This window comes from Erythrobacter sp. NFXS35, assembly GCF_040148725.1.
GTDB lineage: Bacteria > Pseudomonadota > Alphaproteobacteria > Sphingomonadales > Sphingomonadaceae > Erythrobacter.
In genome coordinates this window covers 95637-121624 of the sequence record NZ_JAGDEB010000003.1, presented here as the reverse complement: position 1 = coordinate 121624, position 25988 = coordinate 95637, and the positions used below count along the sequence as shown (strand labels likewise).

Annotated in this window: 29 protein-coding genes; 14 read left to right on the top strand and 15 right to left on the bottom strand. The window is 64.1% G+C overall.

Annotation, left to right across the window (positions count from 1 at the left end; translation table 11 throughout):
* The 4 genes from J3454_RS12195 (at position 1) to ndk (ending at position 1725) form a co-directional block, all read left to right on the top strand.
* Positions 1-150, top strand: coding sequence for a DUF2256 domain-containing protein (locus tag J3454_RS12195; RefSeq protein ID WP_349514053.1), 150 nt, complete (start codon positions 1-3; stop codon positions 148-150).
* Positions 147-581, top strand: a complete 435-nt coding sequence (locus J3454_RS12190) for a DNA polymerase III subunit chi (protein ID WP_349514052.1) — start codon at positions 147-149, stop codon at positions 579-581. Before J3454_RS12195 ends, J3454_RS12190 begins: the two co-directional genes overlap by 4 nt.
* Positions 582-647: 66 nt before the next feature.
* Positions 648-1166 carry a hypothetical protein gene (locus J3454_RS12185; RefSeq protein ID WP_349514051.1) on the top strand — a complete coding sequence of 173 codons (519 nt, stop codon included), beginning with the start codon at positions 648-650 and terminating at the stop codon, positions 1164-1166.
* A gap of 136 nt (positions 1167-1302) precedes the next feature.
* The gene (gene ndk, locus J3454_RS12180; RefSeq protein WP_296720395.1) at positions 1303-1725 is read left to right on the top strand and encodes a nucleoside-diphosphate kinase; all 423 of its coding nucleotides are present in this window, start codon (positions 1303-1305) and stop codon (positions 1723-1725) included.
* A 58-nt stretch (positions 1726-1783) separates the two neighbouring features.
* Here ndk and J3454_RS12175 read toward each other — a convergent pair whose 3' ends face one another.
* The 3 genes from J3454_RS12175 to purM are packed head-to-tail and all read right to left on the bottom strand — an operon-like array spanning position 1784 to position 5044.
* On the bottom strand, positions 1784-2989 hold the full coding sequence (locus J3454_RS12175; protein ID WP_349514050.1) for a sulfotransferase family protein: 1206 nt from the start codon (positions 2987-2989) through the stop codon (positions 1784-1786).
* Complete coding sequence (gene purN / locus J3454_RS12170) at positions 2989-3954, bottom strand: phosphoribosylglycinamide formyltransferase (protein ID WP_349514049.1); 966 nt, start codon at positions 3952-3954, stop codon at positions 2989-2991. Before purN ends, J3454_RS12175 begins: the two co-directional genes overlap by 1 nt.
* Positions 3947-5044 carry a phosphoribosylformylglycinamidine cyclo-ligase gene (gene purM / locus J3454_RS12165; RefSeq protein WP_349514048.1) on the bottom strand — a complete coding sequence of 366 codons (1098 nt, stop codon included), beginning with the start codon at positions 5042-5044 and terminating at the stop codon, positions 3947-3949. The genes purN and purM overlap by 8 nt, the downstream gene beginning before the upstream one ends.
* A gap of 70 nt (positions 5045-5114) precedes the next feature.
* Between purM and J3454_RS12160 the strand changes: the two genes are divergently transcribed.
* The 4 genes from J3454_RS12160 to J3454_RS12145 are packed head-to-tail and all read left to right on the top strand — an operon-like array spanning position 5115 to position 8242.
* Positions 5115-6419 carry a heavy-metal-associated domain-containing protein gene (locus J3454_RS12160; protein ID WP_349514047.1) on the top strand — a complete coding sequence of 435 codons (1305 nt, stop codon included), beginning with the start codon at positions 5115-5117 and terminating at the stop codon, positions 6417-6419.
* 20 nt (positions 6420-6439) lie between these two features.
* On the top strand, positions 6440-7099 hold the full coding sequence (locus J3454_RS12155) for an HdaA/DnaA family protein (RefSeq protein ID WP_349514046.1): 660 nt from the start codon (positions 6440-6442) through the stop codon (positions 7097-7099).
* 49 nt (positions 7100-7148) lie between these two features.
* Positions 7149-7880 carry a serine O-acetyltransferase EpsC gene (gene epsC, locus J3454_RS12150; RefSeq protein ID WP_349514045.1) on the top strand — a complete coding sequence of 244 codons (732 nt, stop codon included), beginning with the start codon at positions 7149-7151 and terminating at the stop codon, positions 7878-7880.
* Positions 7877-8242: a DUF2794 domain-containing protein gene (locus J3454_RS12145; RefSeq protein WP_349514044.1), complete on the top strand. Its 366-nt coding sequence runs from the start codon at positions 7877-7879 to the stop codon at positions 8240-8242. Before epsC ends, J3454_RS12145 begins: the two co-directional genes overlap by 4 nt.
* Before the next feature lie 64 nt (positions 8243-8306).
* Here J3454_RS12145 and J3454_RS12140 read toward each other — a convergent pair whose 3' ends face one another.
* On the bottom strand, positions 8307-9236 hold the full coding sequence (locus tag J3454_RS12140) for an SDR family NAD(P)-dependent oxidoreductase (protein WP_349514043.1): 930 nt from the start codon (positions 9234-9236) through the stop codon (positions 8307-8309).
* A gap of 138 nt (positions 9237-9374) precedes the next feature.
* On the bottom strand, positions 9375-10085 hold the full coding sequence (locus tag J3454_RS12135; RefSeq protein WP_349514042.1) for an HAD hydrolase-like protein: 711 nt from the start codon (positions 10083-10085) through the stop codon (positions 9375-9377).
* A 92-nt stretch (positions 10086-10177) separates the two neighbouring features.
* Here J3454_RS12135 and glmU point away from each other — a divergent pair, with 92 nt between their 5' ends.
* The 3 genes from glmU to J3454_RS12120 all read left to right on the top strand — a co-directional run bounded on the left by glmU (position 10178) and on the right by J3454_RS12120 (position 12481).
* Positions 10178-11551 (top strand): bifunctional UDP-N-acetylglucosamine diphosphorylase/glucosamine-1-phosphate N-acetyltransferase GlmU, encoded by a 1374-nt coding sequence (gene glmU / locus J3454_RS12130; RefSeq protein WP_349514041.1) that lies wholly within the window; start codon positions 10178-10180, stop codon positions 11549-11551.
* Positions 11548-11814 carry an HNH endonuclease gene (locus tag J3454_RS12125; RefSeq protein WP_349514040.1) on the top strand — a complete coding sequence of 89 codons (267 nt, stop codon included), beginning with the start codon at positions 11548-11550 and terminating at the stop codon, positions 11812-11814. The genes glmU and J3454_RS12125 overlap by 4 nt, the downstream gene beginning before the upstream one ends.
* Before the next feature lie 70 nt (positions 11815-11884).
* Entirely contained in the window at positions 11885-12481 is a 597-nt protein-coding gene (locus tag J3454_RS12120; protein ID WP_349514039.1) for an SOUL family heme-binding protein, read from the top strand.
* Between the two features lie 3 nt (positions 12482-12484).
* Here J3454_RS12120 and J3454_RS12115 read toward each other — a convergent pair whose 3' ends face one another.
* The 9 genes from J3454_RS12115 to J3454_RS12075 form a co-directional block, all read right to left on the bottom strand.
* Positions 12485-12724 carry a DUF1153 domain-containing protein gene (locus tag J3454_RS12115; RefSeq protein ID WP_349514038.1) on the bottom strand — a complete coding sequence of 80 codons (240 nt, stop codon included), beginning with the start codon at positions 12722-12724 and terminating at the stop codon, positions 12485-12487.
* 248 nt (positions 12725-12972) lie between these two features.
* A complete protein-coding gene (locus tag J3454_RS12110; protein ID WP_349514037.1) occupies positions 12973-15126 on the bottom strand; it encodes a prolyl oligopeptidase family serine peptidase in 2154 nt (717 codons plus the stop codon).
* 127 nt (positions 15127-15253) lie between these two features.
* Complete coding sequence (locus J3454_RS12105) at positions 15254-15511, bottom strand: ATP synthase F1 subunit epsilon (protein WP_349514036.1); 258 nt, start codon at positions 15509-15511, stop codon at positions 15254-15256.
* 37 nt (positions 15512-15548) lie between these two features.
* Positions 15549-16337, bottom strand: a complete 789-nt coding sequence (locus tag J3454_RS12100; protein ID WP_349514035.1) for an FkbM family methyltransferase — start codon at positions 16335-16337, stop codon at positions 15549-15551.
* 39 nt (positions 16338-16376) lie between these two features.
* Positions 16377-17834 (bottom strand): F0F1 ATP synthase subunit beta, encoded by a 1458-nt coding sequence (gene atpD, locus J3454_RS12095; RefSeq protein WP_349514034.1) that lies wholly within the window; start codon positions 17832-17834, stop codon positions 16377-16379.
* A 49-nt stretch (positions 17835-17883) separates the two neighbouring features.
* Positions 17884-18315 (bottom strand): hypothetical protein, encoded by a 432-nt coding sequence (locus J3454_RS12090; RefSeq protein WP_349514033.1) that lies wholly within the window; start codon positions 18313-18315, stop codon positions 17884-17886.
* Positions 18312-19181, bottom strand: a complete 870-nt coding sequence (locus tag J3454_RS12085) for a F0F1 ATP synthase subunit gamma (RefSeq protein WP_349514032.1) — start codon at positions 19179-19181, stop codon at positions 18312-18314. Before J3454_RS12085 ends, J3454_RS12090 begins: the two co-directional genes overlap by 4 nt.
* Before the next feature lie 12 nt (positions 19182-19193).
* Entirely contained in the window at positions 19194-20723 is a 1530-nt protein-coding gene (gene atpA / locus J3454_RS12080; protein WP_349514031.1) for a F0F1 ATP synthase subunit alpha, read from the bottom strand.
* A 41-nt stretch (positions 20724-20764) separates the two neighbouring features.
* Complete coding sequence (locus J3454_RS12075) at positions 20765-21319, bottom strand: F0F1 ATP synthase subunit delta (protein WP_349514030.1); 555 nt, start codon at positions 21317-21319, stop codon at positions 20765-20767.
* 208 nt (positions 21320-21527) lie between these two features.
* Here J3454_RS12075 and J3454_RS12070 point away from each other — a divergent pair, with 208 nt between their 5' ends.
* Entirely contained in the window at positions 21528-22355 is an 828-nt protein-coding gene (locus J3454_RS12070; protein WP_349514029.1) for a TauD/TfdA dioxygenase family protein, read from the top strand.
* Positions 22356-22370: 15 nt separating this feature from the next.
* Here the strand turns inward: J3454_RS12070 and J3454_RS12065 are convergent, their stop codons facing one another.
* On the bottom strand, positions 22371-23936 hold the full coding sequence (locus J3454_RS12065; RefSeq protein WP_349514028.1) for a S1C family serine protease: 1566 nt from the start codon (positions 23934-23936) through the stop codon (positions 22371-22373).
* A 92-nt stretch (positions 23937-24028) separates the two neighbouring features.
* Between J3454_RS12065 and J3454_RS12060 the strand changes: the two genes are divergently transcribed.
* A complete protein-coding gene (locus J3454_RS12060) occupies positions 24029-25063 on the top strand; it encodes a bifunctional transcriptional activator/DNA repair enzyme AdaA (RefSeq protein WP_349514027.1) in 1035 nt (344 codons plus the stop codon).
* A gap of 282 nt (positions 25064-25345) precedes the next feature.
* On the top strand, positions 25346-25672 hold the full coding sequence (locus J3454_RS12055; protein ID WP_349514026.1) for a hypothetical protein: 327 nt from the start codon (positions 25346-25348) through the stop codon (positions 25670-25672).
* Positions 25673-25988: the final 316 nt, after the last annotated feature.

The window sequence follows — 25988 nt, the reverse complement described above, 5'->3', positions numbered from 1 at the left end:
ATGCCAAAAATGAGGCGCAAATCCGATCTGCCGACAAAGACCTGCCTCGCCTGCGGGCTGCCTTTTGCATGGCGCAAAAAGTGGGAGCGCGATTGGGACAATGTGAAGTATTGTTCCGATCGGTGCAGGCGCGGGAAGGGGGCCGCATGAAATTCGATTTTTGGCAGGTCACCGATGATCCGGTCGAAAAAGTCGTCGCCCTGATTGCCAGCCGTGTGCTGGGCGAAGGCGCACGGGTGCTGGTGGTGGCGGCCGAGGCCGATCAGCGTGCGGCGATCGCCCGCGAATTGTGGCAGGCCGGGCCGGATAGTTTCCTCGCCAATGGAGAAGCGGACGCAGCCGGAGCCGAGCGCCAGCCGATCCTCCTGTCGGACGATCCGACCCCGGCCAATGGCGCCACCCACCTGATCTTTGCCGATGGCGTGTTCCGGGATAGCGAAGGGTTTGCCCGTGTGTTTCTGTTGTTCAAGCCGGAGGCCGCTCCTGCGGCGCGTGCGGCATGGCGCGCACACGATGGCCGCGAGGATATTGAACGCGCCTATTTTGCGCAGGAAAGCGGGCGCTGGGTGAAGAAGGCATGAGCACTTGCCGATAGCGCGGCAATCGGTGATGCTGGCGCGCTGGACCGGATTTGGGGGAACAGGAAGATGCGCAAACTGGCAATGGGTATGGCAAAGGCAATGGCGGGCGGCGCGATGCTGGTGCTTGTGGCCTGCGGTTCGGAAACTTCGGGCGAATTCACGACCGAGGACGGCAACGCCGAATACACCATCGACGGGGACAGCGGCGAAACCTCGATGACGATCAGAGGCAAGGACGGCACCGCCACCTTGCGATCCGGCGCCGACGTGCCGGCCGATCTGCCTGACGGCTTCAGCCTCTATCCCGGCGCGAAGGTCATCACCAACACCGTCGTCGATCAGCCGGATGGCAAGGGCACGATGGTGATGTTCGAGACCGAAGCCGCCGCCGACAAGGTGATGGCTCATTTCCGTCAGCAAGCCGAGGATGCCGGGTTCGCCATCCAGATCGATGCCAACATGAACGGCAGCCTGATGATCGGGGGCGAGCGCAAGGCGGACGGGTCCACCCTGTCGGTCACCGCCACACCCGGCGAAGGCGATGCCACCACTGGCCAGTTGATCATCGGCAGCAAGACGGGCTGAACGCATCCCACGGGACTGAATGGCAACATCGCTCAACGCGCGGAATCGCGCTTTGCGGCGCTTGCCATTTTGCAGCGCAGCATCTACGGGCGCGGCCAAGATTTCCCATAAAAAGACGTTCACAGGAGCTTACATCATGGCGGTTACCCGCACCTTTTCGATTATCAAGCCCGATGCCACCCGCCGCAACCTGACCGGCGCGGTCACCAAGATGCTGGAAGATGCCGGCCTGCGCGTCGTCGCCAGCAAGCGTATCCACATGACCCGCGAACAGGCCGAAGGCTTCTACGGCGTGCACCGCGAACGCCCGTTCTTCGGCGAGCTGGTCGATTTCATGATGAGCGAGCCAGTGGTGGTGCAGGTGCTCGAAGGTGAAGACGCTGTGACCCGCAACCGCGATATCATGGGCGCGACCAATCCCGAAAACGCCGAACCCGGCACGATCCGCAAGGAACTGGCGCTGTCGATCGGCGAGAACACCGTCCACGGTTCGGATTCGGAAGAAAACGCCGCGATCGAAATCGCGTTCTTCTTCAACGACGACGAAATCGTCGGCTGATCTTTTCAGACCGGCTGAAACGCAAAGGGCCGTCCCGTTTGGGGCGGCCCTTTTTCGTTTATCCTGCCTCGGCAAAGCGGGCGAGTTGATCCGAATGCGCGCGGTGTTGTCCGTTTTCGCCCGCTGCCATCAGCTTGCGCATCGCCGCCATTGCCTGCGGCGTCAGGGTGAGGCCCAGATCGGCGTAGCAGCGCCGGATCGCGCCTTGCCAATCTGTGCCCAGTTCATCGAAATGCAGCTGCGCCACTGGGCCTTTCCATTCAGCCAGCGCCTCTGCCATCCGCGCCTCCCGCAGTGCAATCTTGTGCCGCCAGCGCGCTTCGATCGCGGCAATGTCGCAGGTGTCGGACTGCATCGCCATCTGGTTCGCGGCGAGCGATACCGCGCTGCGCAACACCGCATCATGGTCGCGGTGGGCAATCACCAGCCGCGCATCGGGGAACAGGCCGAGCAGGGTGGTGAGGTCTTCGGAGAAAGCAGGCACCTTCATCACCCGCGGCCTGTCCGCTACTGCGCGCGTTGCGGCATCGGTGCGCAAAATGCGCGCCATTTCGCGGTAGATCGGGGCGGGATCGCGGCCCTCGCTCCAGGCTGAATAGGTCGGAATATGCCACTGCGATTCGTAGATCGAATGGTGCAACGCAGCCGAGATCCACGCCAGCTCCTCCTCAACCTCGCCGGGCGCCATCGGATGGATCGACTGCATCCACGGATTGAGCGCGCCGAGCATCGCCAGCTCCAGCGCGCTGACGACCCGGTTCATGCCGAAGCGCCCCGGAACAGGGTGGTAGGCATCGCAATAGCGGGTGTGCGAATGCGCCGGATCGGCGGCCAATAGCTTGTGAATGCGGGTGGTGCCGCTTCGCATGTGACCGATGACAATGATCGGCGGGGCAAGCACGGTGCCGAGCAGTTCGGGCCGTTGCAGCCACAGCGCGCCGAAAGCGAGGCGGTTCTTCACGACGCGCGACAATTGCCCCCAAGCCATCGCCCTGCCCAATGGGTTGAGATCTGCCTCAGCCTCCACCGCCGCGACCATTCGTGCCAGCCGATCCCGGAAATCGGCGACGTCCTCGGCGCTTCTGCCGCCATGCTCTGCGGCCTCGGCCTGTGTGCCATGTGACTTGGCCGCGAGCGTCCACAGCGCCTCAGGATCAAGGTCGGGCGGCGGAAGCCAGCCGCGCTGCCATGCCTTGCCGAGAAAATCATTGGCCCGCTGCGCCAGCGCCCCGCGCGCCAGCAGGTGATCGCGGACCGGTGCCATCAGAATTCGTCCGCCACATCCATGAAGCGCGTCAGTCGCTTGGGCGCGACCGTCCGCCAGCTGCGCTGCAGCCATGCATCGACATCGGCCCAGTCCAGATCGGGCCGGTCGAGCACCAGTCCCACCCAGCCGTTCGCGCCGTAGAAGGCGGGTTTGAAATAGGTCTCCGGCTGGTCCTCGACCAGTGCATGAAGCTCGTCCATCCCGCTTGTCTTCACCAGCAGCGCGATCCGTTCGTGACCGTGGGGGCGGTCGGAGAAATAGGCGAAATACTTGCCGGACTTGCCCTCACCGACGCGGAAACCGACCGAGCCGAAGCTTTCCTGTTCGGACGTCTCAGGCAGAGCCAGCGCACGTTCGCGCAGCCGTTCGAGCAACCACCCCGGATTGCGCCAGCGCGACACATATTCGGCCACCGCACGCGAGTAGATCTGGTGTTCGGCGAACCGCACCCGCTCGGCGAGGCTGGCGGGCGTGTCACCGGGTGCGATGGCGACGCGGACCTGCGCCAGCACTTCGCCCGAATCGAGGTCGGGCGTGACCAGATGCACGCTCGCCCCGGCATGGCGGTCTCCTGCCGCAATGGCGCGGGCGAAGGTATCCAATCCCTTGTATTTGGGCAGCAGCGAGGGATGGATGTTGAGCATCCGGCCTTGCCAGCGCTGCACAAACCCGTCCGACAGGATGCGCATGTATCCGGCCAGCACGATATGATCGGCTCCTGACTCCAGCACGGCGGCTTCCATTGCGGCGTCATGTGCCTCGCGGGTCATGCCCTTGTGCGCATGGGCGAAGGTCGGCACGCCTTCCAGCTCGGCCAGCGCGAGGCCGGGTGCGGCGGGGTCGTTGCTGGCGACCAGCACCACCTCATAGGCGGAATCGCCAAGGCGGCTGGCATAGAGCAGCGCGGCCATGTTGGTGCCCGCGCCCGAAATCAGAATTGCGATGCGGGCTTTTTCAGCCAAGGTGCGTCGCGCTCCAATCGCTTTTCGCCGCCCATGTCTCCACGCTGCCGCGCACGGTGCACCCTTTTTCACCCGCATCGATCCGGCCGACCGGGAACACAGATTCACCCGCCGCTTCAAGCTGCGCGGTCACGTCCGCGACCTTGTCCGCCGCCACGGCCAGCACCATCCCCACGCCGCAGTTGAACGTGCGCGCCATTTCTTCGGGCTCGATATGCCCCTGTGCCTGCAGGAAGGCCATCAGCCGGGGCTGGGGCCACAGGTCGGCATCGACCACTGCGTGAGCGCCATCGGGCAGGATGCGCGGAATGTTTTCGAGCAGCCCGCCGCCGGTGATGTGGGCCAGCGCGTTGATGTGGCCTTCGCGGATCAGCGGCAGCAGGCTCGCCACATAAATGCGCGTGGGCGCGATCAGCGCGTCGATGAGCAATTGCTCCTGATCGAACAGGGCGGGGCGGTTCAGCTTCCAGCCTTTGTCCGCCGCCAAGCGCCGCACCAGCGAATAGCCGTTGGAGTGTACCCCGGATGACGCGAGGCCCAGCAGAACGTCACCGGGCGCAACCTTGTCGCCCGTCAACTGCTCGCCGCGTTCCACCGCGCCCACGCAGAAGCCCGCAAGGTCATAGTCGCCTGCCGCATACATTCCCGGCATTTCCGCCGTCTCGCCTCCGATCAGCGCGCAGCCTGCCATTTTGCAGCCTTGGGCAATCCCGGCGACCACGCGTTCCGCGACGCCGTTTTCCAGCTTTCCGGTGGCGAAATAATCGAGGAAGAACAAAGGCTCGGCGCCCTGAACGATCAGGTCGTTGACGCACATCGCAACCAGATCGATCCCGACGGTGTCATGCCGGTCATGTTCAATGGCGAGCTTCAGTTTGGTGCCGACCCCGTCATTGGCGGCGACCAGTAGCGGATCGCTGTAACCCGCTGCCTTGGGGTCGAAGAATCCGCCGAATCCCCCCAGCTCGCTGGTCGCACCTGGGCGCGCCGTGGCCTTGGCCAGCGGGGCGATGGCCTTCACCAGCGCATTGCCCGCTTCGATCGAAACACCTGCCTCGGCATAGGTGTAGGGAGAGTTCTTTCCGCTCATGCATGGGTCATTACCCTTTCGCGCTTGGAATTCCACTCGGCATTGGGCAAAAGGCGCGCGATTTTCCCCGATGAGCACATCTCTCTCCTTGCCCGGCCATGGTGCCGCCCCCCACGCCGCTGGTGTTCGACCGCTGATCCGTCAGCTGGGCGGCATCGCGCTGGCGCTCGCGCTGCTGGGCGGCGGCTATGCGCTTGTGGCGCAGGTGGCGGGCGAGCGCGGCATCGCGCCCACCGCCGCCAGCGCCGACATCGAAGTGCGCGGCATCAGCATCGATGTCACCGCCGATTCTGCCGAGGAAGCGCGCAGCAAGGGCTGGCGCGAGGCGCAGCGCAAGGCGTGGGAGAAGATAAAGGGCCCGACAATTTCCGACAGCCAGCTCGATGAACTGGTTTCGGCCGTGGTGATCGAGCGCGAGCGGCTGGGGCCGAAGCGGTATATCGCCACACTCGGCGTGGTGTTCGATCGTCAGCGCGCCAGCGGTTATCTCGGCGGAGCGCAGCAGGCGGTGCGATCGGCGCCGATGCTGCTGATCCCGGTCGAGGTCAGCGGCGGCACCTACACGGCCTTTGAACGGCGCAATGCCTGGCAGCGCGCCTGGGCTGAGTTCAATCCCGGTTCCAGCCGCATCGACTATGTCCGGCCGAGCGGGGCGGGGGGCGATTCGCTGCTGATCAATTTTGGCCAGACCGGACGGCATAGCCGCGCATGGTGGCGCAGCACGCTCGACCAATACGGCGCTGCCGATACGCTGATGGCGTTCGCCCGGCTCGACTACCAATTTCCCGGCGGGCCGGTGGAAGGTACTTTCACTGCGCGGTACGGCCCCGACAGCCACTTGCTCGAAACCTTTACGCTGGAGGCCGCCGGTCCCGACGAGGTGCCCGCGATGCTTGGCCGCGCGGTGGACCGGATGGACACGATCTTCACCGGCGGATTGGCGAGCGGCAAGCTCAGGCCCGATCCGACCTTGCGGCTGGGCGGTTCGGGCGATGTCGACCCGGCAATCCAGCGCTTGATCGACATCGGCCGTGCCGTGCGCGAACGCGCAGCAGCCGAGGCGGCCGCCGCAGCGGCAGGCAACGTCCCGCAGATCGAGACCCAGCCGGATTCCAGCACCGAGCAGGGCGAGGCTGCGGTGCGCGCCATCGTCGTGCAGTTTGCCACGCCCGATGCAGCGGCGTTCGATGGCGCGCTCGGCGCGGTGCGCGGCTCGGCGGGCGTGCGCGGGGTGGGTGTGACCAGCACCGCAATCGGCGGCACCTCGGTGATGAGCGTGAGCTATGCCGGCACGCTGGAAGAACTCGCCGCGGCGCTCGAATCGCGCGGCTTCGCGGTGCGGCGGGGGGCGAACGCGCTCGCCATCAGCCGCTGACCGGCGGGACGCACGTGCGCATGAGCCGGAATCCCCCGTCCCAGATCGCTCTGCCGTTGGGCGCGCGCAAGCAGGCCGATGCGCAGCGCATCGTCATCGGCAATGCCAATGCGCAGGTGATCGAGGCATTGCAGGATTCTGCGCGCTGGCCGTTTCACGTCGCTGTGCTCACCGGCCCGCCGCGTTCGGGCAAGTCGTTGCTGGCGCGCTGGGCGCAAGGTCTTGCCGGAGCCGAGCGGCTGGAGGTGATCGACAATGCGCAAGCCGCCGACGAGACCGAACTGTTTCACCAGTGGAACGCGGTTCAGCAGGGCGGGTCGCGCGAAGGGGGGACGCTGTTGCTGGTTGCCAATGTCGATGACGAACATGGCGGCTGGCGCATCGTGCTGCCTGATCTTGCCTCGCGCATTGGCGGTTCGCTGCAACTTGCGCTTCGCGCGCCGGACGATGCGATGGCGGGCGATTTAATCCTTGCCCATGCCGAGCAGCGCGGCCTCACCTTGCCCGATGATGCGACCGAATATCTGGTGCCCCGCACGGTCCGCAGCTTTGCCGGAATCGAGGCTCTGGTGGCGACAATCGACCGCATCAGCCTTGAACGCCAGAGCCCTGCCACCATGTCCATTTGGCGCGCTGCGCTCGAAGCCCTTCACGGCCCGGAGCAGCAGCGCTTGTTCTAGCTCCTCGCCGCGAGTTGCATCGCGCGGCGTTTGGTGGGATTGAGACAACATGTTCGATCGCCTGATCAGCTATCTGGACTCGGTCCGCGCCCGCGACCCCGCGCCGCGTTCGCGCTGGGAGATATTGCTTTACCCCGGTGTGCTGGCCCTCGGCCTTCACCGCATCGCGCACTGGCTATTTCAGGCGCGGCTGTATTTCCTCGCCCGCTTCGTCAACCATCTGTCGCGATTGCTGACCGCGATCGACATTCATCCCGGGGCGACCATTGGCCGCAACCTGTTCATCGACCACGGCTTTACGGTGATTGGTGAGACCGCCGAGATCGGCGATGATGTCACGATTTACCAATGCGTGACGCTGGGCGGCACCAATCCCACCAACGGCAAGGGCGGTAAACGCCACCCGACGCTGGAGGACAATGTCATCATCGGTTCGGGCGCGCAGATCATCGGCCCGATCGTGGTCGGCGCACGCGCGCGCGTCGGCGCCAATGCTGTGGTGACTGACGATGTGCCTGCAGGCGCGACCATGGTGGGGCTGAAGGCACGCTCCACACTGGTGCCAGCGGAGGAATGGATCAAGGAATTCATCCCCTACGGCACGCCCTGCGACGATCCGCCGTGCGACGACGAAGGCCGGCCGCGCCGCGATTGCGTAGAAAAGCTCGAATCCGAATTGGCGAGCCTGAGGGACGAGGTGGCCGCGATGAAGGCGCTGCTGGCCGACCGCGGCGAGCCGTTGGAGGATGAAGCGCCGTTGAAAAGCGGAACCGAAGATTGAAGAACAGCGGGCAGATTTCCGGCCTCGCCGGTCAGGTGGTGAGCTTTCCGGGCCGGAGCGCGCAGCAGGTCGGGTTCGAACGGGCCGAGTTGATGCGCATTCTCGACCTCTATGGCCGGATGGTCGCCGCCGGAGAATGGCGCGACTATGCGATGGATTTCGACAAGCACGCCGCCACCTTCGCGGCCTTCCGCCGCACCGCTGAACGCCCGCAGGCGCGCGTGGAGAAGCGCCCGGCGCTGCGGGGCAAGCAGGGCATGTGGACGCTGTTCGGCGAACACGGGCAGGTCTTGAAGCGCGGGCACGACCTCGCCAATGTCCTCGCCCCGATGGAGCGCCGGCTGCTGAAAGCAGTGGATTAGCTATAGCAAAGCAAAGGCCCGCCCCTTGTGAGGGACGGGCCTTGTTCCGTAGATAGAAGAAAGCTTACCCGCGCGCGCTGCCCGGACCGGTGCCGGTGACCTTCTGCATCGCTTTCAGGATATTGCCCGATTGCTCGCTGCCCGATTGCGGGGCGATGAGGTTGGTGAAGGAATTGATCTCTTCCCAATGCGCCGCAAAGCCTTCGACGGTGCGTTCGCCTTCGGGCAGCCACACAGCGTCGTTCATCACCGTCCACGAGGAATGGAAACCGCCTGCACCCGCGCCGACGATGGCATTGGTGGGCGAATCCTCGCTGACGAGGAACAGCGCGGCAGGCACCACATTTTCCGGCGCGAACAGCTTGAACGCTTCTTCGGGGAACAAGTCTTCGGTCATGCGCGTGCCCGCGACCGGCGACAGCGTGTTGACGCGGATATTATACTTCGCGCCTTCAAGCTGCAACGTCTTGGTCAGACCCGCGAGGCCCAGCTTGGCCGCGCCGTAGTTTGCCTGACCGAAATTGCCGAAAAGGCCGGTCGAGGACGCGGTCATGAGCACGCGGCCATAGCCCTGTTCGCGGAAGGTTTCCCAGCACGCCTTGGTGGCGAAGGCGCTGCCGGTGAGGTGCACCTTGACCACGAATTCGAAGTCGGCCGGGTCCATCTTGATGAAGGTCTTGTCGCGCAGCACGCCGGCATTGTTGATCAGCACATGGACGCCGCCCCACTTCTGCTTGGCATCCGCGACCATCTTTTCCATCTGGTCGTATTCGGTCACCGAACCGCCATTGGCGACCGCTTCGCCGCCCGCGCGTTCGATTTCCTCGACCACCTGGGCTGCCGCGTCCGAAGTGCCGGTGCCGTCACGCGATCCGCCGAGGTCGTTGACCACGACCTTCGCGCCGCGCTTGGCGAGTTCCAATGCATAGGCCTTGCCCAAACCGCCGCCGGCGCCGGTGACGATAGCGACCTTGTCCTTGAAATTGATGCTCATGCGTGTCTCTCCTGTCTTGCGAGTGGGGCGCGGCGCTGTTCGCGCTTTACGCCCGCGTAAACCTGAATGGCGGGCGCTGCGTGGCACTTTCGCGCGTGCCTTGCAACAGCCGAACTGTCAGCGGCGGATGCCGTAAGGTCAGGCGGATTGTCCAAACGTTTGACCAAGCCGATGAAGCGCGGGGACAAGCTCTTCGAACGAATCGATCACCGCATCTGCGCCCAGATCATGCGGGGCCGCGTCGCAATAGCCATAACCTGCCGCAAGCACCGGAACGCCCGCTGCTTTCGCGCTGCGCACGTCATAGGACGAATCGCCGATAAATGCCATGCGCCCGCCCCCGCAGGCCTCGCGCGCTGCCAGAACAGGGGCAGGGTGCGGCTTGGCGAGGAACTTGCCGTCCTCCCCCTTGCCCATGCTGTCTCCGCCGATCACGGCGTCGAACACGCCGATCAGATCGACCTGGGTCAGCACGCTGCGGGCAAAGCTTTCGAACTTGTTGGTGACCACCGCCATGCGCACGCCCAATCCGCCAAGCTCGGCCAAAGCCTCGCGCACGCCTGGATAAGGCGCAGTGTGGACGGCGTTGTGATCGGCGTAGAAGGCGAGCATCGCCTTGTAGAGCCGCCGGAACTCGTCCTCCGGCAGACCGCCTTGCGCATCCAGAGCGCGGGCCAGCATGACCTTCGCCCCGCCGCCGATCAGATCCTTGCTGCTTTCCACCGACACCTCGGCAAACCCGCCCAGCACCAACGCGTGATTCACCGCTGTGCCCAGATCGCGGAAGGTATCGAGCAGGGTGCCATCGAGATCGAACCCGACCGCAGCGAAGGGGAAATCTGTCGTCATGCATGCCTCCGGAATATTGGGGGCGGTGGAGCAACGTTCTTCAAACCGCAAGCAATTGCTGGCAAGCGCGGCTTTCCCTAAGGACAGGCGCCATGACCGATACGACCACTGCCACCGCGCATCCCTTTGCCGCCATCATCCTTGCCGCTGGCAAGGGCACCCGCATGAAGAGCGATAGGCACAAGGTGCTGCATCCTATCGCCGGGCGGGCGATGCTGGATCACCTGCTCGACAGCCTTGCACAAGCCTCGCTGGCGCGGACGGTGGTGGTGGCGGGCGACCGGCATGAACAATTGTGCAGCGCGCTGGCGGGGCGCAATGTGACGGTGGCCTTGCAGGAACCGCAGCTCGGCACTGCCCATGCCGCGCTGCAGGCCAAGGAGGCTCTGACGGATTTCAGCGGGCTGGTGCTGGTGTGCTTCGGCGATTGTCCGATGGTGCGTGCCGACACCGTGCGCCGGCTGTTCGCCGCGCTGGATGGCGGGGCCAAGGTTGCGGTGCTCGGCTTCCGCCCTGATGATCCGCTCGCCTATGGCCGGATCATCGCCGAGGCCGATGGCACGGTCAGCAAGATGGTCGAATACAAGGATGCAACCGAAGCCGAGCGCGCCTGCAATCTGTGCAATTCGGGCCTGATCGTCGCTCATTCGGACGATATGTGGCCGTTGCTCGAAGCGGTCGGCGACGACAACGCGCAAGGGGAATACTACCTTCCGGACGTTGCGACGGGTGCGATTGCGCGCGGCGAAAAGGTGGTGGTGATCGAGACCGACGCGGACGAGGTGGCGGGGATCAACTCTCGCGCCGAGCTCGCCGGGGCCGAAGCACGCTGGCAGGCCGCGCGGCGCATCCGGGCGATGGACGAAGGCGCGACGCTGATCGCGCCCGACACGGTGTTCTTCAGCTGGGATACGGTGCTGGGGCGCGACGTCACGATTGAACCCAACGTGTTCTTCGGCCCGGGCGTGACCATTGCCGACAATGTGCTGATCCGCGCCAACAGCCATATTGAAGGCGCGAAGCTGGCGAGCGGAGTCAAGGTCGGCCCCTTCGCCCGCCTGCGCCCCGGCACCGTGCTGGGTGAAGGCAGCTTCGTCGGCAATTTCGTCGAGGTGAAGAACGCGGTGCTTGGCGAGGGCGCGAAGGCGAGCCACCTCACCTATCTTGGCGATGCAACCATCGGCGCGGGCGCGAATATCGGCGCAGGCACGATCACCTGCAATTATGACGGATATTTCAAGCACAAGACCGTGATCGGCGAGCGCGCCTTCATCGGCTCGAACTCGGCACTGGTCGCGCCCGTCAGCATCGGCGCGGATGCGATTGTTGCGGCGGGATCGACCGTCAGCCGCGACGTGGCAGAGGGCGAGCTGCGGATGGTGCGCGCCGAACAGCTGGTGAAACCGGGCTGGGCCGACCGCTTCCACGACGCGATGAAGAAGAAGAAAGCGGCGGAGAAGAAGTGAGCGACCCCCAAACCTGCTGGCTGTGTGACCGCCCGCTCGGCGATATCGTGCAGTGGCACCACCCGGTGCCCAAGGCGAAGAAGGGCAAGATCAAGGTGGCTGTCCACCCGATCTGCCACAAGACGATCCACGCCAACTTCACCAACAACGAACTAGCGCGCATCGGCGATGATGCCAGCGTGATCCGCGATAACCCGGCCATCGCCAAATTCGTTGCTTGGGTGGCGAACAAGCCCGCCGATTTCGACGCTCCGACCCGCTGAAGCGGCGGGCGCGGGGAACCTTTGATTGCGCCATCGGCTGATACAGCGAGACTGAATCAGGAGATAAGCCATGAAAGCCGGACGATGGATTGCCGCAGGGATCGGCCTCGTAGCCGCGGGAGCCGCCGCCGTGTACGCCCAGAAACGCAACACCGAGGAGCCTGACTTCGCGCTCCTGAAATCCGAGGGCGACTTCGAATTGCGCGATTACCCGCCGCTGGTCGTGGCCGAGGTCACATCGTCCGGTGATCGGCGAGGCGCCAGCGGGCCCAGCTTCAGGCGGCTCGCAGCCTATATCTTCGCGCAGGATCGACCCGCAGGCGGCGAAAGCATCGCGATGACCGCGCCGGTGATCCAACAGGAAACAGAGGCGGGACGCTGGCAGATGCGGTTCGTGATGCCATCCCAATACACGCTCGATACGCTCCCTCCCGCGCCTGCCGACATCACGCTGACCGAGGTGCCCGCGCGGCGGATGGCGGCGGTGCGGTTTTCCGGCAATGGCGGCGCGGCCGATCTCGCCGAGCGCGAGGCGCAACTGCGCAGATGGCTGGCCGGGCAGGCCATCGCGCCGGCAGGCGATGCGGAATTCGCCTTTTATGATGCGCCGATGGTGCCCGGCCCTCTGCGCCGCAACGAAGTGCTGATCCCGGTCGGCCCAGCATAATCCTCAAGCGTTCTCCATGCGCGCCGCATCGCCGCCCGAGGCGACATAATCGCGCTCCCACTGCTCGAACTCGCTGCGGCTGAGCAGATAGCGTTGGCGTGCTTCGTGAAAGCTGATCGCCTGTTCCCGCACGGCGCGCACGACATCGTCCTTGCGCGCCTTCGACCAGTGGACGCGGTGATTGCGCGGCAGGCCATAGCGCTTGATCGCTTCGGCTATCGAAATATCCCTGGGGTACGCCATTCATCAGTTCCTTGTGTGCTCGTGCCGTCATCGCCCCCGATAGTTCGAGTGTTGACGGGCAGACTTAACGAGTTGCTGCAGAACAGGGTTAAGCGGGCGTTGTTGAAACGCCCCGTGCCGCCTGTGCGACGAGCCGAGGCCCAGTGTCGGGCTGCTTTACAGGTGGCGGATGCAGCACGCGGTTCATTAATGCAAAAAGGGCGGCCCCATGCCGGAGCCGCCCCTTGATTGCGCGGTGTGAGCGCGGCCTACTCGCCGCTGCCAGCCTTGGGTTCGTCCATCAGGCGCTTCATCAGGTAAACGAATTGCAGCGCCTGCAGCTTGGCGCGCTGTTCGTTGTCGACGCCGCCGGAATGGCCGCCGGTGGTGTCCTCGAAGTAGTAATAGGGCTGACCCAATTCCTTCAGTTTGGCCGCACCTTTCCGCGCATGGGCCGGATGGGTGCGGTCGTCAGCCGTAGAGGCCCACAGAAACGGCGCGGGGTAATCCACGCCTTCCACGATCTTCTGATAAGGCGAATAGCCCGCGATCCAGGCGCGCTGTTCGGGAATGCGCGGATCGCCGTATTCGCCGATCCACGAAGCCCCGCGACCGATCAGGTGATAGCGCAGCATGTCGAACAGCGGGATCTGCACGATGGCCGCGCCGAACAGGTCGGGCCGCTGGGTGAAAGCGGTGCCGACCAGCAGACCGCCCTGCGAGCCGCCCTGGATGCCGAGATGCTGGGGGGAGGTGAAGCCGCGCTTAACCAGATCCTCGCCCACCGCGATGAAATCATCCCACGTGCGCTGCTTGTTCTCGCGGATCGCGGTCTGGTGCCATTGCGGCCCGAACTCGCCCCCGCCGCGCAGGTTGGCGAGCACATAGGCGCCGCCCTTTTCCACCCACAGCTTGCCTGTGCTGCCGAGATAGGCGGGCAGCCGCGCGATCTGGAAACCGCCGTAACCGGTCAGCAGGGTTGCGGTGGAGCCGTCCAGCGTCATGCCCTTGGGCTTGACGATGAAGTAGGGGATCTTCGTCCCGTCCTTGCTGGTCGCCTCGTGCTGTTCGACCTCCATGCCTTCGGGCTCGAAATAGGCGGGGCTGGTCTTGAGCACCGCCGGGGGCGCGCTGCCATCGGTGTAGTAGAGCGTGGTCGGATTGAGGAAATCGCTGACCGTGTACATGATCTGGTCGGTCTCGTCCGAAGACGCCGCGATCCCGAGCGTGGCATTCGCGGGCAGGGCGACTTCGCGGCTGACCCACTGGCCGCCCTCATGGTTGAACTCCAGCACCTTGCCGATCACATTGTCGAGCAGCGTGACATACAGCGAATTGGCCGTGACCGTGCCGCCCTGCTTGGTCTGGCGATCGCCAGGCGCCCACACCAGCGTCTTGGTCGCGCCGTTGGGGTCGGCCTTCCATTCTTCCAGATCCATCGCGATCAGGCTGTCGGCGGGGAAGGTCTGCCCGTCCACCGTCCAGTCGACGTCGGTCGAATAGAGAATGTGGCCATCGACGATACCGTAGGGACTGGCCTTCTTGGGGATGTCGAGCTGCAGCCATTCGCCGTCTTTCTCGACGAAATATTCGCTTTCGTGAAAGCTGACCCCGCGCCGCGCCATGCGGGCGTGGATCACCGCGTCGTTATCACGCAGAAGATAGGCGCCGGAGGAGACATCGGTCGGTTCACCACGGAAAATCTCGGGCGCGTTTTCGATCGCGGTGCCGCGCTTCCATACGCGGGTGGTGAAGGGATATTCGCTCTCGGTCAGGGTGCCTTCCCCGAAACCGCGGCTGACCAGCAGCGTATCCGCGTCAACCCAGCTGACGCCGCCCTGGCTTTTCTGGTCGAGCACGAAGCCGCCTTCGACGAACTGCCTCGTCGCGGTATCGAATTCGCGCATGATGGTGGCGTCCTCGCCGCCGTCGGACAGCGCGATCATGCACTTGGTGAGCGCGGGGGGCAGACAGGTCGAACCCTGATAGACCCACTCCTTGCCTTCGGCCTTGGCGAGCGCATCAATATCCAGCACCACTTCCCATTGCGGATCGTCGGTGCGGTAGCTTTCCAGCGTGGTGCGGCGCAGCAGCCCCTTGGGGTTGGCCTTGTCCTGCCAGAAATTGTAGAGCCCATCGGGGCGGAAGCTGACAAAGGGGATGCGGTCTTCGCTGTCGAAAATCGCCAGCGCCTCGGCCTTCAACTGGTCGTATCGCGGATCGGCTTCAAACGCGGCGAGGGTGCGGGTGTTTTCCTCGGCCACCCAGTCGAGTGCTTCCTTGGAGCGAGCTTCCTCAAGCCAGATATAGGGGTCCTGCTCGGGGCCGGGGACACCGTCGACCGGTAATTCTTGCGCAGCTGCGCCAGTGGTGGAGGCAATGGTCATGGCCAGCGCCAGAGCAAGGGTGGAGACAAGTTTCAAGCGTCCTCTCCTGTAGGGAATGCAGAGCGATGTTGTGACGAGGGAAGGGCGCGAAGGGAAGGGGATTCAAACAAAAAGGGCAGGCCATTGGCCCGCCCTCGTTGGTCGTTCGTCGATTGGTGAGGGATTATCCCTCGACGTGTTCGGCCAGCACGGTGAGGCCCTTTTCATTGACCTCGGCAAAGCCGCCGCGCACTTGAATGATCTCGGGCGCGGCATTGGCGCTGGCGAACACCTGTACCGCGCCGTCGCGGATGGTCGACATGAAGGGCGCATGGCCTTCCAGAACGCCGAATTCGCCTTCCGTACCGGGGACGACCACCATGTGGACGTCTTCCGAACGGACAAGCTTGGCGGGGGTCACGAGTTCGAAGTGGAGGGGCATCGATGTTTCCGATTCAGATTGTTGGGTATGCGCGAACCTAATCGACTCGCGCCATGATGCAGTCATATTCGAGGACCGCGCGGCTGGCGGTGCGGTTGACCACGGCGAGATCCATCAGGCTGAAACCGAGGTCGCGGTAGTAACGCAGGGCTTCGATATAGTCGGGCTGCCCGGCGTAGATTTGGGTCACCGAAATCTCCGATTGCAGCCCAATGATCCGGGGCAGCACAGCCTTTGCACCCTCGCATACCTCGATATCGAAGCCTTGTGTGTCCATCTTCATAAAAAGCCGTCTGGCTGGATCGCGTAGCGGTTCGATATCGGCGACAAGCGCGTCGAGCGTTTTGATCTCGACCGGGATTTTAGTCACCCGCTCCGGGATCATGGCGTGGTTCGGCTTCAGAAACGAACTGAAGACAGTGCATTCGCCGCCCCCGTCGACCAGATTGAATTCGGCCGTTCCGGCAGTACGTCCCAGCGCGAAATTGTGGACGTGCCACAGGGAATCCGAGGCTGCGGTCGCACTGAGTACGCCGAAATCGCCCGGGATCGGCTCGAACGAGTGGATTTCGCCCGCGTACCCGATTTCCCTGAGGCTCGTTGCATATTGCCCGCGATTGGCCCCGATATCGAAGACACAATCTACTTCCAGCTGACGCAGAACTTGGATAAGCGAATCCCGGTCCAGAAAGCGTTGTATCTGGCGAGCTTGCGGAACCTTCCTACCGCTAGCCAGATACCGGAAACCGGCGCGCCGCACTGCATCCATCATCATTGCCTTACCCCCTGAATACCCGATGAAGGGAGCGTTGGCGGCGGTTGCCATGCCTGCAGAACCCGGCCTGCCGACAATGGCGACATCCGATTACGCGTCCTCGGCCAGCTTCTTGGCCTTGTCGACCGCCTGTTCGATCCCGCCAACCATGTAGAAGGCGCTTTCGGGCAGGTGGTCATATTCGCCGTCGACCACCGCCTTGAAGCTCTTCACCGTGTCTTCGAGCTGCACGAATACGCCAGGGATGTTGGTGAACACTTCGGCGACGTGGAACGGCTGGCTGAGGAACTTCTGAAGCTTGCGCGCGCGGGCGACGATCAGCTTGTCCTCTTCCGAAAGCTCATCCATCCCGAGAATGGCGATGATGTCCTGCAGGCTCTTGTACTTCTGCAGGGTTTCCTGAACGCGGCGGGCGGTTTCGTAATGCTCGGCACCAACGACGCGGGGTTCGAGCACGCGGCTGGTCGAGTCCAGCGGATCCACGGCAGGGTAGATGCCGAGTTCCGAGATCGCACGGCTCAGCGTGGTGGTCGCATCCAAGTGAGCGAAGGACGCAGCAGGCGCCGGGTCGGTCAAATCGTCCGCGGGAACGTAGATCGCCTGCACCGAGGTGATCGAGCCCTTGTTGGTCGAGGTGATGCGTTCCTGCAGCTTGCCCATGTCGGTGGCGAGGGTGGGCTGGTAACCCACAGCCGAAGGAATACGGCCGAGCAGCGCCGACACTTCCGAACCCGCCTGCGTGAAGCGGAAGATGTTGTCGACGAAGAACAATACGTCCTGGCCTTCGACGTCGCGGAAATATTCCGCCATGGTCAGGCCCGACAGTGCCACGCGGGCACGCGCGCCCGGAGGCTCGTTCATCTGGCCGAACACCAGCGCCACCTTGGAGCCTTCGCTGGTCGCATTGCCATCGGCGTCCTTGGCGATAACGCCCGCGTCGAGGAATTCATGATACAGGTCGTTGCCTTCGCGGGTGCGTTCACCCACACCAGCGAACACCGACACGCCGCCGTGGCCCTTGGCGATGTTGTTGATGAGTTCCTGGATCAGCACGGTCTTGCCGACGCCAGCGCCGCCGAACAGGCCGATCTTGCCGCCGCGCGCATAGGGCGCGAGCAGGTCGATCACCTTGATGCCGGTGACAAGGATCGCCGCGTCGGTCGACTGGTCGACGAACAGCGGGGCTTCGGCATGGATTGGCATGGTGCTGTCAGCGCCGATCGGACCGCGTTCGTCGATCGCTTCGCCGATCACGTTCATGATCCGGCCCAGAACCTTGGGTCCGACGGGAACGCTAATCTGCGCGCCGGTATTGACCACCTCGGTGCCGCGCACGAGGCCTTCGGTCGCGTCCATCGCGATGGTGCGCACGGTGTTTTCGCCAAGGTGCTGGGCGACTTCGAGCACCAGCGTCTTGTCGTTGTTCTTGGTTTCCAGCGCGGTCAGAATCGCGGGTAGTTCACCGGGGAACTGCACGTCGACGACAGCGCCGATGACTTGGCTGATGGTGCCGTTGGTGGTCTGGTTCAAAGCGGGGGCGGTGGCCATTGTTGTTTCCTGTAGGCTTGCGGCGGCGGGTGTTGAATTGCCGTGCCGATTATTCGGTGGGTTGGGTATCGATCGCAACGTCGGCGGCGGGCTGATCCGCCATGGCATTCGCACGCTCGAGGGATTCGCAGAAGCGCGGCTCTTGCGCGACCGTCCAGCCTTCGCCGAGCTGTTCGATGGTCAGGCTGCGCTCCGTGCCTTCGGGATCGGTTTCGAACGCGAACTCGCAAGTGAAGGACGCACCGAGATTTTGCGCCAGACAGGTCGATGTCCGGATGGTGTTGCGCAAGGTGGGGCAAGCTTCTTCGAGTGCCATCTGAACCGTCGCCATATCGGGCGCGTCGGAACTGTCGCCGATGATCCCGCCGCCCGAAACGTCCGCTTCGACCGCGTCGGGGGCCAGATCGGCAGTATCTTCCCCGCTCGGATTTCCGCAAGCGGCGAGGGTGGCGATGAGAGTGAGGGCGATGAACCTTTTCATAGCGCTTCTGCTCCTGCGATAATTTCGATCAACTCGGTCGTGATCGCGGCCTGACGGCTGCGGTTGTACTGGATGGTCAGCTTCTGGATCAGATCGCCCGCGTTGCGCGTGGCGTTGTCCATCGCGGTCATCGACGCGCCCTGTTCCGATGCTTCGCGTTCAAGCAGCGCGCCGAACAGCTGGGTGCGCACATAGCGCGGCAGCAGTTCTTCGAGGATTTCCTCCTCGCCCGGCTCATAGTCAACCACCGCGCCGGTATCCTGCGCGGCGGCAGGTGCGGGAACCGGGATCAGCTGATTGATGGTTGGGTCCTGCACCAGCGCCGACTTGAAGGTTGGGTAGATCAGATGCGCGATATCGAATTCGCCCGAACCGAACATGCCGATCAGTTCGTTGGCGATGGCTTCGGCTTCGTCGAACCCCGGGGTCTTAACCGTGCTGGTGTCGTAACCGGCACCGATCAGGCTGGGATATTCGCGCTTCAGCGGCGCGCGGCCCTTCTTGCCGACGAGGTAGAATTCGACCGTCTTGCCGGCCGCCATCAATTCCTTCGCCTTGATCTTGGCGGCCTTGACGAGGTTGGAGTTCAAGCCTCCGCACAGCCCCTTGTCGGTGTTGACCACCACCAGCAGGTGGCGCTGATCCGATCCGGTGCCGGCGAGGAGCCGCGGCGCGCTATCGCCCGACACCTTGCCCGCAAGGCTCGCCATCACCGCCGCAAGCCGCGTGGCATAGGGCCGGCCAGCCTCGGCCGCAGCCTGCGCACGGCGCAGCTTGGCGGCTGCGACCATCTGCTTGGCCTTGGTGATCTTCTGGGTCGATTTGACCGAGTTGATCCGACCTTTGAGTTCCTTGAGTGAGGGCACTGGGCGGCGTCCTTACGCGAACTGCTTGGCGAAGGTTTGCAGCGCGGCCTTGGCCTTGTCCGCCACTTCGCCTTCGAACTTCTTGCTGGTGCGGATCTCGGTCAGCACGTCGCCATGTTCGCGGCGCATGAATTCGAGCATCTGGCTCTCATACTCGCCCACGCGGTTCACCGGGATCGCGTCGAGGTAGCCGTTGGTGCCGGCGTAAATCGACAGGGTCTGCTCTTCGAACGGCATCGGATTGAACTGCTTCTGCTTGAGAAGTTCGGTCAGGCGCGCACCGCGGTTCAGCAGCTTCTGGGTCGAGGCGTCGAGGTCGGAACCGAACTGTGCGAACGCCGCCATTTCGCGGTACTGCGCAAGATCGAGCTTCATCGAGCCCGAAACCTTCTTCATCGCCTTGGTCTGGGCAGCACCGCCCACACGCGACACCGAAAGGCCGACGTTGATCGCAGGGCGGATGCCCTGGAAGAACAGGCCGGTTTCAAGGAAGATCTGCCCGTCGGTGATCGAGATCACGTTGGTCGGGATGTAGGCCGACACGTCGCCCGCCTGCGTTTCGATGATCGGCAGCGCGGTGAGCGAACCGTGGCCGTTTTCTTCGTTCATCTTGGCCGCACGCTCCAGCAGGCGGCTGTGAAGATAGAATACGTCGCCGGGATAGGCTTCACGGCCCGGAGGACGACGCAGCAGCAGCGACATCTGGCGATACGCCACGGCCTGCTTCGACAAATCGTCATACACGATCACGGCGTGCATGCCGTTGTCGCGGAAGAATTCACCCATCGCGCAGCCGGTATAGGGCGCGAGGTACTGCAGCGGAGCGGGCTCCGAAGCGGTTGCGGCGATGACGATGGAATATTCCATCGCGCCGTTTTCTTCGAGCTGCTTGACGATCTGCGCCACGGTGGAACGCTTCTGGCCGACCGCGACATAGACGCAGTAGAGCTTCTTGCTCTCGTCGTCGCCCGCGTTGGCTTCCTTCTGGTTGATGAAGGTGTCGATCGCGACGGCGGTCTTGCCGGTCTGACGGTCACCGATGATCAGCTCGCGCTGACCGCGGCCCACCGGCACCAGCGCGTCAATCGCCTTGAGGCCGGTCTGGACGGGTTCCGAGACGGATTCGCGCGGGATGATGCCCGGTGCCTTCACTTCGACGCGGCGACGCTCGGTCGTGTCGATCGGGCCCTTGCCGTCGATCGGGTTGCCCAGCGCATCGACAACGCGGCCAAGCAGGCCCTTGCCGACCGGCACGTCGACGATGGTGCCGGTGCGCTTGACGACATCGCCTTCCTTAATCTCGGCATCCGAGCCGAAAATCACGACACCGACATTGTCGGCTTCGAGGTTCAGGGCCATGCCCTGCACCCCGTTGGCGAATTCCACCATCTCGCCGGCCTGCACCTGATCGAGCCCGTGGATGCGGGCGATCCCGTCACCCACGCTCAAAACGGAACCGGTTTCGCTGACTTCAGCTTCGGTGCCGAAATTGGCGATCTGGTCCTTGATGACCTTGGAGATTTCTGCGGCGCGGATTTGCATCGGTAGTGTCCTTTAAGCCTTCATGGGCGTGTTGGTGCGGCTTACGCCTTCATGCTTTGGGCAAGCGAGTTGAGACGGGTGCGGATCGAGGCATCGATGCGCTGCGATCCGATGGTGACGACAAGGCCGCCGAGCAGATCGGGATCGACCGAGGCGGTGAGCATGACAGTGCGGCCTTGGCGCGCGGTCAGCTTGTGCTTGAGCGTGGCCAGTTGCTCGTCCGACAGCGGGTGCGCGCTGGTGACGGTGGCGTTGATTTCACCGCGCTGGGCCGCGGCAATCGCCTTGAAGGCGGAAATGATGCCCGGCAGTTTGCCCAGTCGGCGGTTGGCGGCGAGCACACCGAGGAAATTCATGGTCAGCGTTGAAAGCTTCAGCTTTTTCGCCACCGCCGCCATCGCAGCGCCCTGCGCATCGCGCGACAGTTCCGGGTTGGTGGTCAGCGCGGCCAGATCGGCCGATTCGGCGAGCGCAGCACTAAGGGTTTCGAGATCGCTCTCGACAGGGGTGACCTTGCCGTTCTCGCTTGCGAGATCGAACAGGGCCGAAGCGTAGCGTCCAGCCAGGCTGGCCTTGATACCGGCGGAAATATCCACGCGTGTTCTGTCCTCTTGCGAGCTTCGAAGGATAATTGCTTGGGCTTCGGGCGGGGGGCGAGCGCAATGGCTGCCTGCCGAGGCTGGCGCGCGCCTAGCAATTGATTCCCGAAGGTGCAAGCCGGTGGGCGGGATTCTCTGGACAGGAAAGCGGCAGCGCGACAGATTGCGCAGGCAAGAGGCGCTGAACGCCCGAGGGAGAGGATCGATGGAAATGAAGCCTATGGCCCCGCGCTGCGGGGTCGAATTCGCGGGCGTTTCGCTGAAGCATTGCAGCGATGCCGATATGGAAGCGATCAAGCAGGCGATCTACGAACACGGGGTGGCGGTGTTCCGGGATCAGGACTTTGCGCCGGAAGATCATATCGCCTTCGCGAAGTCCTGGGGCGGGATCGACCTCAACAACTACTTCCCGCTCGATCCGCGCTGGCCGGAAATCGCGCTGGTGGCGAAGGCGCCCGACCAGACCACCAATATCGGCGGGGCGTGGCACACCGATCATTCTTATGACCCTGTGCCCGCGATGGGATCGATCCTGGTCGCCCGTGTGTTGCCGCCTGCCGGGGGTGATACCCTGTTCGCGCACATGGGCGCAGCCTATGATGACCTTTCGGACGAGGTCAGGGCCGCGATCGAGGGGCTGGAGGCGTTCCACACTGCTGATCACGTCTACAAGGCCGATGGCCTGTATGCGCAGACCGATCAGGGCAAGGCGTTGCGCGGGCAGGATATCCGCACCGGCGCGGTGCATCCGGTGGTGATCCGCCATCCGGTGACGGGGCGGCGGCTGCTGTATGTCAACGGTGCCTTCACGATGCACTTCGTCGGCCAGACCCGCGAGGAAAGCCTGCCGCTGCTGTCGCAACTGCTCGCCGCAGCAGTGCGGGACGATAACCAGTGCCGCGTGGTGTGGGAGCCCGGCACGGTCGCGATCTGGGATAACCGGACGACGTGGCACAACGCGCTGAACGACTATCACGGCCATGCGCGCGAGATGCACCGGATCACGTTGAGCGGCGAGGCACTGGCGGCGTAATTCCAGGTCGCGGCGCTATCCTCCGGTTCCCGCCTTCGCCCCGCAGTCGTAAATCAGCCGTTCGTTGGGCCGATCCGGCAGCAGCGCGACCAGCGCGGATTGCTGCTCACCCAAGGTGCGCGCCGCTTCGCTGATGCTGCAGGTGGGCGGAGTGTACTGGCTGCGCGCCTCCAGCACCGTGTCCATCACGTCCTTGCCCAGCAGATAGCGGTCGGTGCGGAAGGTGCGCGTGTCGGGATCGTAGCTGTTGATCGCGACCGCCGCCTCGTCCTCCAGCACCAGTACCCGGCTCCATGCACCGCCTGCCGAAAGGCCGTACTGGGTGCGGCCATTGACGCAGCCGTCCGCGTTCCATTCCAGCTCGACATCGTCGGTGCGGGCCGCAGTCACGCGGCTGCGGTCGGGCTGGAACGAACAGATCAGCGTGCCATCCGCCGCGAGCGAAGGCTGGGCCGCGCCGGTGCCGCCGCCCGTATCGCCTTCCGCTTCGGCGAGCGCTGCGGCGACGCGGTCCTCGATCTCGGACAGGCCGGGCCGGGTCAGCCACAGCAGCACGCCTGCAATCACGGCCGCGCCTGCGACACCTGCGGCAATCCCGGCATGTTTCACCCGCGCCGGATCGCGCCGCCATTGCACCGCCACCGCCCCGCTGCCGGCCGCCACCAGCAGCGCGATCAGCGCCAGCGCCATCGCGTTCTCGCGCGCTTCGAGCACTTCCATCTGCGCCCTCAGCCGCGCCGTCTCGCGCACCTCGCGCAACCGGGTCGTGCGCTCCGCCAGCCGTTCGCGGGCCTGCGATTGGGCGGCCATCATCCGCTGGCGTTCCTCGGCGTTCAACTCCTCAATTGATCGACAGGGCAGGGCATTGGTCACCGGCTCCACCCCGTTTTCGCGCAGAAACGGCAGCAATTCGCGCAAAGACACCGCGAAATAGAATTCCGCATCGCCGCTCGTCGAATCCGCGCCGAAGGAATTCACCCCGACCACCCGTCCGCACCCGTCCAGCAGCGGCCCGCCCGAATTGCCGCGAGCAATGGGTGCAGTGTGGAGCAGCGTGTCGAACTGGCGGCTGGGCCGCTCGCCCGACAGGAACCCGCGCGATTTGACCGGCGGCTGGGCGCGGAAAATGTCGTTCATCTCCAGCCCCTGCGCCAGATCGACATTCATCGGATAACCCACCGCCGATACGTCGCCCAGATCGCGGCTCACCCCGCCCGCCAGCGTCAGCGGCGGCAGGCGCAAGGAACCTTGCGCGATCTCGATCAGCGCCAGATCATTGCGCGGGGAAACCGCCACCACGCGGGCAAAGGTGCCGCCTTCGCCCTCGCTCGGCACGACGCCGATCCTAAGCGTGTCATCCTGCAATGCCTCACGAATGACATGGGCGTTGGTGACGATCCGCGTGGGCGTGACGGCAAAGCCGCTGCCGTGGGAAATTGCCGTGATCTCACCCCCGCGCTCCCCGATCAGCACCACGCGCACCACGCCGCGTGCCGCTGCGTCGATATCGCCCGGGTCGGCAAGCGCCGGAGCAGCCAGCAGGGTCAGGAGCAGGGCGAAAGCGAAATGCAGGCGGTTCATGGCGCGGCTTATACCGGCTTTTTCGGCGGGCGCGACATTGAACGCAATCGGCGGGGGTGCGGCGCGCTTTGCACTGTGGCACAGTGTTTCACGTGAAACATTTAGCGAACATCACCGATGACGACCGCTGGCGGATCGTGCTCGCCAAGGACCGGCGGTTCGACGGTGTGTTCGTGACCGGCGTGCATTCCACCGGGATATACTGCCGCCCGTCCTGTCCGGCGCGCGTGCCCTTGCGCAGGAATGTGCGGTTCTATTCATGCTGGAACGCCGCCGAAAGCGCCGGGCTGAGGGCTTGCAAACGCTGCGCTCCCAATACGCAGAGCGCCGAAGAAGCCTGCGTGCTGGCCGCCATCGCCGCGATCCGGGCGGAGGGCGCGATGACGCTCGCGGCGCTGAGCGAATTGACTGGCTATGCGCCCGCACATTTCCAGCGCCTGTTCAAACGCAGCGTCGGAATCTCGCCCGCCGCCTTTGCCAGAGCATTGCGCGATGAGCGGGTGCGGGCGGGATTAAGTGCGGGGCAAAGCGTGGCGCATGCGCTCGAAATCGCGGGCTATTCGGGCCAGAAACAGTTCTACGCAGAGATGAAAGGCAGGCTGGGCATGACGGCAAGCGACTGGAGCAGAGGCGGCGCGGACAAGCTGGTGCATTGGGCGGTTTTGCCGACCACGCTCGGCCCGATGCTGGTGGCGGCGACTGACAAGGGTGTTTGCTGTCTGGCGTTCGGCGAGGGGGAGGCGGAATTGCAGGCGCGGTTTCCTCGGGCCGAACTGGTCGCAGCGGGCGAAGATTTCAGAGAGTTGTTCGCGGCCGTGGTCGCGGCGATCGAACAGCCGGGGCCGGGAAGCGCCGCGATCCCGCTCGATGTGAAAGGCACGGCCTTCCAGCAGCGCGTCTGGGAGGAATTGCGCCGCATCCCGCATGGAGAGACCCGCAGCTATGGCGCTTTGGCGGCGGCTTTGGGCGACCCCAAGGCCAGTCGCGCGGTGGGCGGAGCCAACGGGGCGAACCATGTGGCGGTGCTGATCCCCTGCCACCGCGTCATCGCCAGCGACGGCACGCTGGGCGGCTATGCCTATGGGTTGGAGATCAAGGCGGAGTTGCTGCGGCGGGAGGGGCGGTGAGGATTTGAAATTCCTCAGTACGGTTCGCCGAATAGGCGAGCCTACATGGCCATTCGGGCACCGCATAGGCTGGGCAGCTTTTGAAGGAATGCAGACAAAAGCGGCCTTTCGGCTAGCGACCCCGGATCGGTCGTTTTCAAAGCTCAAGCGATCGCTTAACGCCAGACTATGATGTTGCCGTTGCGCTACCTTGGGGGTCTTGGGATCATAACTTTGTCGGCCTGCGTGACTTCTCCTCCGCCTTTCGAATCCTCGGCGAATGAGACGGAAGCAATCTGCCAGATGGCAGAGGACGTGAAGTGGGGTCCCTTCGGGACCGTATCGTGGGAGAAGAACCCGGACAGGATCGCCGAACTAGACGGTGTCATCGCAGACAAAGAGTTTGTTGATCTGCCTGCTCGCATGAACTGCCCTGATGGTGCGGTGTCGCTCAACGGGTTGCATGGCCTGCCCTTCGATAAGTTCTGGCTGTCGGCCGATGGCACGAAGGCGGCAATCTCTGGGGGTTGGTTTGGTGGAGAGATGCTCGGTGGGGGTGGCATCTGCTACTTCTCGAAGCGCGAAGACAAGTGGATCCGTCAAGGGTGCACAGCAACGTGGGCAATCTAGTTGGACGCCCGTTTCTGCTCCGTATGATCGGGAGCAGACATTCGCCTAACCACCCACTCATCCGCAGTTCCCTTGCTCAGTCCGAAACCTGCCGGGCAGCATCGTTGGGTTTATCGCCAGAAGCGGAAATTCAGGTGGCGACGATTTCCGTCGTCAATGAACCTCGTCGCCCCGTGCTTGCCCGTCCCGGCGAGCGCCGGGGACACGAAGCTCGGTTTTTTGCCATCGCAGCGTTGAAGAAGAAAAGCCTCACCCCGGATCAAGTCCGGGACGACGATCGGGTGGATGGCGAAAAACCACCCTATTTTGGACACGG